The sequence below is a fragment of the Spartinivicinus poritis genome (assembly GCF_028858535.1).
Lineage (GTDB): Bacteria > Pseudomonadota > Gammaproteobacteria > Pseudomonadales > Zooshikellaceae > Spartinivicinus > Spartinivicinus poritis.
Map to the genome: position 1 here is coordinate 1 of NZ_JAPMOU010000100.1, position 7,519 is coordinate 7,519.

Consider the following 7,519-nt stretch of genomic DNA (forward strand, 5'->3'; position numbering starts at 1 on the left):
GGAGGAGTTACAATCTAAAGTCACGATCTGATTAAGTTATGTCCAGATTGGTTGTATTCTCACCTTGAAAGGGCTGGGGTTAATATTAAAAAAAAGCATAAATCCAGAGATAGCTACTAATAATCCGCTAATTATCACTAGTGGCGTCGAGAATTTTTTAAAAAACTTATTCATTTTATTCCTCATTTGACTACTATCAATATGATAAAATCAGACAAATGTAGAAACTTCTGAATTTGCGCCATTCGTTCTTTTTGTTACGCCAGATTTTGCCTCTATGCCGAGAGCGATAACAACATTACTTGATATAAAAAAGCATTAACTGTAGGCCATCGAGTGCCGAGACCCTATGAGCCTAGAAATCATCCATTAAAGCAAAGATTACTTTTTAATCGCTAGAGAATTTGTTAAGTGCTGTTGAGAACGCGGATATGCTGCTGTACCCCAGCTCATATGCAATGTCTGTCATTTTATGTCCTTGGTTAGATAATTGCTGGGCTTTCTCCATCACGATAGCTTTACGCCAATCTCTAAAAGACATACCAAAGGTTGACAGAAACAGTCGATTAAGTGTTCTTTGAGAAGCCCCACAAAGGTAAGTAAACTGATCAAGGTTGGTTTTTATATTAGGCTGAAGGCATAAATGGTTAATGATTGGTAATAGCCTTTTGTCAATTTTTCCATCAAGACGATAATTACTTTTTACTGGCATTTGCTGCGACAGTTGCTCTAATAGCACTGTGTTATATGCGTCAAGCTCTGCAGTAGACATTCCCGATTGTCGGGATATAAAATCATTTATTAATAAAGCCCAAAGGTGGGTTACTCTAATTTGCTCTGGCTCAGAGCCAAATAAGTTAGACTTTAGCTCATCAAGATAAATTATGCTCAGATGGCTTTTCTGTAAAAAATATGCCTCATGAACTAAGTTTGGTGGTATCCAAAACATTTGACCACTAACTACAGTGAAACTGTAGTTCTCAATACTAATGATACAACACCCATTGTGAATGTAGACTATTTGACCCTCACTATGAGCATGACGGGAAGTATAGAAGTCATTCTGGTACGATTTTGTAATTTGTCTCAAAAATTTACCCATTACATATATTATTGTTCAATTAAAACTACCACAAAGTGTAGGTGAATCATTAGCCTAAGTTAAGTCTATTGTGGCTAACGCCTCGGTGCTCATTGGTTATGCTGCCAAAGAACATCCATCTAATACACTATGGGTCACATTAGCTAACCAAAATGCCAAGCAATATTATTTTTGCAATGCTCACATCCCATTTGTCATGTGGCTTGATGTGAATGAGACAGGCTTTTCTGATGCTGCGCTAAAAATCGATGTGGTTTCACAAGTAAGTGATAGTCAGTTTGAGGATCATTCTTATAGTGGTAATGTGATTGGAAAACTAAAACCGGTGATTAATTTTCTTTGCTCATATTTTGTACGTAGTGTGGGGTTGATGATGGACGTAAACTTTTTAATATTATGTTGGGTGATAAAATTATAGGAACCATCGGTTTACATCATTATACATGGGGGCCTCAGGAAAATGTATGGGGAGGTTGGCTATCTATTGATCCTGACTACCAAAGAAATGGCTATTCCTCTGTTGCTTCTAAGCTGTTAGTAGATGAAGCTAGAAAGTTAGGGTATAAGCGTTTTTTTATAGAAATTTATAGTGGCCCTGAGTTTGAGCCAGCCGTTGCATTTTATAAAAAAATGGGTATACCTCAAAGTGGAAAGCTTCAGTCAGTTGTGGTTAGGCCATTTGAAGACCGAAGCTATTTTTTGATTTTATTTAATATGCTTTAACTCAGGCAGTCCTGATGGTATCCGGCGTTGATCAGTGTCATTGTGCCCTTTGATAAGTACATTCTTGTGAGTTATTGGAAGATAAGTTCCAATGTCAATTTTATTTATTGTTAAAATATATTTGTTATGAAATAAATATTCTTCTTTGTCATCTTTAACGTAGTAATATACTCCATTACTATTTTTATTTAGTTCTTTAGCTTGTGATACCATTTCCCACTTGATTTTTTGATATTGAGTTGATGTCTCATTATCAGTTGCACTTTGTTCAACAAAAATAGTACGCTGATTGTTGTTTTCGTTCTCTGGTATTCTGCTGTAGTTTCCGGTCTTCCAGGCATACTTAATAAACAAGTCAGTAAATGTATTCTGGAAGCGCTTGAAAGAATCTGACTTTCTTAGAGCAGAACTATCGCCTGTACTCATAAAGTGACTAACTTGTTCACTTAGTTCTTTATTTGCTTCACTTGGATTTAGTTGGTATTTATTCATAGTAGAAGACATTGTTCTAGTTGCTGTAGCTGACCAATCGACGGGTTTAATGCTTGCGTCAATGAGAGCATTTCTTGCTTTGCTCCTTGCTTTTTGGCTATCACTTAATTTGACTTGTGCATCGCCAGCTATCTTCTGTGCTGTAAGTGCTCGTTCCCTCAAGCTTTCACGAACAGTCGGTTTAGGTTTAATTCCACCTGATCCAACTCCTATGTTCACGATATTAGACTGCTTAATTGCATTTTGAAGTTTTTTATTCGCATCATCTGCGGCGCGTTGAGACAAGTTTGCAGCTTCTTTTAATTGCTTGGTTTGACGCGATACTTTCATAAAGGATCTGATACCCTTAAACAAACCTCTTGCCATTCCTGCTCCTGATGTTGCTAGTGTTATAAAGCTCATCGCAGTCTCAAGGGCATCTAATGTCCTTTTCTTTTCTTCATAGTCTTCAATATTAGTAATTAATTCGTCTCCAGATTTCATCAGTTGAGTTGCTTTATTTAAAAAAGTGTCTACTGATGACTGAATGATTGACTCCATATGAACTATTGCTTCAGAGCCGGTTTGTCCATTAAATTTAATAGCATTCAGTCCAGCGGCTAAATAGTCATCTGAAACACCTAAATCTCGTGCTTTTTGCAACGCATTATTTAGATCGCCAAATACTGACTGTAAATTGTTCCAAGCAGAACGAATCTGTTGAAGACCATCAAATAATTTTTCACTGGCAAGTGTAGAACTATCATTCGATCTAGGTTTTTGAAAGTATACAGTATCTAACTCCCTAATATTATTAACGACATCATATAGCCTTTCATTAACAGATTGTATTGCATCTTTTCTTGTTTCTTCTACGTTATTTAATAGATCGCTAACAGCTTCAGGATTAACACTTCCACTTAGAAGTTGTTGTTCAAATAAACGGTTATTAGGATCAGAGGGGCTACTTCCTGAGTTACCTATTAAGTTTCCGTTTGTTATTTTTTTGAATAAGGAAATTTGATTTTGAGAAAAATTAGCTGTTAATTGTAAAGCTTTATCATTATTTTGTATTGATACATTGGGGGCATGGCTTAAAGCATCTTGGTCACCAGTCTCAACACTTTTAACAAGTTGGATGTTTTTTGTGTTTATTTTTAGGTTAAAGTCGGGAGCTCTATTATTATCTACAGATATTGTAATGTCTCCATATGCTGATATAGAGGCGGTCGTTATAATGCCATTTCTTTTGCCATCTAAATCTCCAGAACCTCCATCTTGATATTCTGTTATCTCGTTATTACTTCTAACTGTAATTGTTGCTCCTTTTTCTATATTACTTCCTTTCAGAGTAATTGAACCTGAAAAACCTTTAGTTTCAATAAGTTTTCTAGTTATTTGATCTGCCCAATGAGTATTAATGAGAGGGGCTGAATTTGATAAATATTCGTTAAGTTTCTCTGGGGCTTGACCTGACAGTAAATCAACCATTATTTGTTGTGCAATAGGATTTGATGTTGTTTTTTTTGCAATATCATTGGAAAGTTTTAGCTGTTGTTGTGAAGGTGATTTATTTTTATTGGTAAATATATTACCTAATAACAGTCTAACTAGTTTATCAAAGCCTTGAGGAGTGTTTGAGTTTGAATTTTTTTGACTAGTACTTGTAAGGCTATGGCTTGTTTGTGGTTGAGAACGAAGATTAATACTTGAAATGTCCATCGTACACCCTCAATAATATTTGTTATTAGGACTTTGTGAAGTAAAACCATATGGCTTTGTCTTGTTATTTGCTTTTATTGTTTTAAATGAATGCCATAATTGCAATGGTGTTAATGCCAACTTTATCACAAGCTTACTTTGTTAGTTATTTATTAGGGTGGGTTTAATGGTGGTTGTATATAAGTATGCCTATTTTTCTCCTTTAAAGTAAACTGACTGTTCTGATGTACAAATAGTTTTGTATAATCAAATGTTTTTGCGGCTATTTGCAATAAGTCATTTTATATTCAATTATATTAATTAAGGGTGGATGAAAGTTGGAACAAACACCTAAGGCAATGATAGTTCTTTTTTTGTATAACTTGACTTTTGATTGATGATACGAAAAAAGTCGGTGATTTTCTTTTCACACTCACAAGCAGATAAGTTACACTTTTTCGCCTGTCATTGCCCTGTTCAGCGACTGTTGTATATTCCACAAATTTTTGAATACTCTCGCTTTGTTTGGATTTGGTTTTCCATCCTCATATTGACAATCAACTCTTCATAGCCCTTTGATAAGCATGTTTTAGCAGAAAACTCTGCTAGTTTATACAATAAATATAAAGGAGGGGATGTGAAGAGCAGGCTATTTTGATGTGCTAACATATTTATGGCTACTGGCCTCGGTAACCTGGTCCCTGTGCTTACCTATACTAGTCCAAAGTTGCTTTGCTAAATCGGGGTGATCCCCTACAAATTGATGACTGAATATAAGAAAATAGTCTTTAGTTTTAATTGGTGGCTGAAGTTTCTTAACCTGTTTAATACCTAGAGCCTTTAAAGATGCATCAGCGGTGAAGTCCTGTGCGGCATAGGCTGAGATTCTTCCCGACATCAATTTTCTTAGATTTTGCTCGGTGCTTATGGCTTCTTCTACGGTAATACCTATTTTTCTTAAATCCCCAACTATGGAATACCCCATATTAGCGCCCACCTGCTGGGATGTATTTATTAATGCTTTGCCATTCCATGATATGGGAGAGTTTGCAGGAACGTAGAAATAATAACTCATCACTGCAATTCGGCGACTGCTATCAAGCTTGCCATTTGTCATAGGGTATTGGCCCATGTCCTTGCGAGAATCTTTATAGGAGAAAACAAAAGCACCGTCGATCATGCCAGTAATAGAAGGTTTAGAGTCTGCAATCACCGGATTGAATTTACTTTTTACTGGTGAGAATAAAGGTAAACTAATAGTAAAGTTATAGCTACTGGATCATGCGGAAAATAAGGTAACACTTATTGTTTGATATATTAGTAGCATGAATACTATAAATGAATTTCGTTTGGCAAATAGTGATAAATCCAAATTGAGCACGTAGCTTCGACTAACCAATTTACCACAAGGGTTAACAATAAGGGCAATGCTCGATGAGGGGCATTGTCCTACCTACATAGACCAGCTTCTGTAAACTTTCCGCAAAAGTATTTATAAATGGAAAATCTGCTTTATTGAAGAAGGATTAGATAGCCTATTTGACCTTCCACGACCTGGAAGACCTAGCGTAATTGATGAAGCCACTATAGGAGGCATCCCTCTCAATTACACTTCTGCACTTTCTCTAGAAATATTAACTATGCTATGCAATAGATTGGCGCAAAATTTTGAGAGAGGCGAGCAATGAAACTTAAATTAATAGTTTTTTTTATAACTCTTATTACCTTTCTTTGTCCCGCCACCTCCTTTGCGCACCAGGACAGCAATATAAAAACTGATCGAAAAAATATCGGTAAAATTGAATTCCCTATCTCCTGCAGTGATGATGCTCGACAAAAATTTGAACGCGCCCTAGTCTTGCTACACCATATGATGTATGCACAGGCCAAAGAACACTTTACCGATTTAACTCAGCAGGAACCCAATTGTGCTATGGCCTACTGGGGGGTTGCGATGACTTTGTTTCAGCCCCTGTGGCCGGGGCGTCCCAGTGAGGAAAAACTTGACGAGGGTTGGCAGGCAATAAATAAAGCCAAAACCATTCAAACTATTAGCCCAAGGGAGAAAAGCTATATTACTGCCACAGAAGCGTTTTTTAATAACTGGCAGTCTCTAACACACCCACAACGGATTGCTGCCTGGGAAGCGGCGCAACACAAAACCTTCCAACAACTGTCTGATGATATCAATGCTGCGGCTTTTTACGCGCTCTCACATCTCGCTACTGCTCCCAAAGAAGATAAATCCTATAGCCACCAAAAAGAGGCGGGAAAACTGCTGGAAAAGCTTTATCAGCGCGCCCCCCAACATCCTGGTGTGATCCACTATACAATTCACGCCTATGACAATCCCCTGCTTGCTAATCGTGCCATTACTGCCGCCCGAGCTTACGATAAAATCGCCCCAGATGTACCCCATGCGCTCCATATGCCCACCCATATTTTTGTCCGTATAGGCCTCTGGCCTGATGTGGTTCAATGGAATGTGCGATCTGCAAAAGCAGCGTTGAATTACCCTGCTGGAGATTTTATCTCCCACCACTATCTTCATGCTTTGGATTATTTGCTCTACGCCCATTTGCAAAGGGGAGATGACCAAGCGGCTAAAAAAACACTTAAGGATATGAATACTGCTAATAAGCACCAGGAAACCTTCGTCAGTGCCTATGCTTTGGCCTCAATGCCAGCCCGTTTTGCACTGGAGCGTCATCGCTGGCGAGAGGCTGCAGAATTAGAATCCCGTGTGCCCGCAAGCTTTCCCTGGGAGAAGTTTCCCCAGGTGGAGGCGATTAGTTATTTCGCTAAAGGCCTAGGAGCGACAAGAAGCGGGGATTTCGCATCAGCCCAGCAAAGTATTCAGGTGATGGACGAACTTTATGCAAAAACCAAACAGGCGGGTAGTAACTACTGGGCGGTATTGGTGGATGCTCAGCGCAAAACTATTGCAGCCTGGATTCGTTTTATGAATGGAGACACTAAGGCTGCTCTTGCTATGATGCGTCAAGCTGCAGATCTTGAAGATTCTGTCGATAAACACCCCGTCACACCCGGAGTGGTGTTACCCGCCAGAGAACTACTGGGAGATATGTTGATACTAACGGCAAATTATCAGGATGCTATAAATGCCTATGAAGCCAGTCTTGCTATTTCACCGAATCGTTTAAACAGTATTTATGGAATTGGCCATGCGAACGAGCTGGCAGGTAATTCCACCAAAGCCAAGCTCTATTACAAGAAGTTATTTGATATTGCCGCTCCTTCAGTACAAAAATTGGCACAACAAACAAAGGGGAAGGAAATCAGAGAAAGCCTCAAGCAAAGCAGGAAATTTCTTGAGAAACATCAAGCACTCTAAACTCCGGGAATTATCTCCCTACAATACCTATAAGAGGTATTACTTTAATTGTGTTCCCTCGGCTAGTTTGCATAAAATAAAAATTTTCAGAGTCGGATAGGCGGCACCTGTTACCAGCTGCCGCCCTCCTAAGAACTGTACGTGCAACTTTCACTGCATACAGCTCA

The 7,519-nt window shown here is 38.4% G+C and carries 6 protein-coding genes; 3 read left to right on the forward strand and 3 right to left on the reverse strand.

Going from position 1 to position 7,519, the window contains the following annotated elements; translation table 11 throughout:
* Positions 1–388: 388 nt before the first annotated feature.
* Complete coding sequence (locus ORQ98_RS28390; RefSeq protein WP_274692205.1) at positions 389–1,102, reverse strand: AraC family transcriptional regulator; 714 nt, start codon at positions 1,100–1,102, stop codon at positions 389–391.
* A 70-nt stretch (positions 1,103–1,172) separates the two neighbouring features.
* On the opposite strand from ORQ98_RS28390, the gene ORQ98_RS28395 reads away from it, so the two are divergent.
* A complete protein-coding gene (locus tag ORQ98_RS28395; RefSeq protein WP_274692206.1) occupies positions 1,173–1,520 on the forward strand; it encodes a hypothetical protein in 348 nt (115 codons plus the stop codon).
* Positions 1,499–1,825 (forward strand): GNAT family N-acetyltransferase, encoded by a 327-nt coding sequence (locus tag ORQ98_RS28400; protein ID WP_274692207.1) that lies wholly within the window; start codon positions 1,499–1,501, stop codon positions 1,823–1,825. Before ORQ98_RS28395 ends, ORQ98_RS28400 begins: the two co-directional genes overlap by 22 nt.
* Here ORQ98_RS28400 and ORQ98_RS28405 read toward each other — a convergent pair.
* Positions 1,808–4,018 carry a hypothetical protein gene (locus ORQ98_RS28405; RefSeq protein WP_274692208.1) on the reverse strand — a complete coding sequence of 737 codons (2,211 nt, stop codon included), beginning with the start codon at positions 4,016–4,018 and terminating at the stop codon, positions 1,808–1,810. The genes ORQ98_RS28400 and ORQ98_RS28405 overlap by 18 nt on opposite strands.
* A 628-nt stretch (positions 4,019–4,646) precedes the next feature.
* Positions 4,647–5,210 carry a type 2 periplasmic-binding domain-containing protein gene (locus ORQ98_RS28410; protein WP_274692209.1) on the reverse strand — a complete coding sequence of 188 codons (564 nt, stop codon included), beginning with the start codon at positions 5,208–5,210 and terminating at the stop codon, positions 4,647–4,649.
* Positions 5,211–5,681: 471 nt separating this feature from the next.
* On the opposite strand from ORQ98_RS28410, the gene ORQ98_RS28415 reads away from it, so the two are divergent.
* A complete protein-coding gene (locus ORQ98_RS28415; RefSeq protein ID WP_274692210.1) occupies positions 5,682–7,352 on the forward strand; it encodes a tetratricopeptide repeat protein in 1,671 nt (556 codons plus the stop codon).
* Positions 7,353–7,519: the final 167 nt, after the last annotated feature.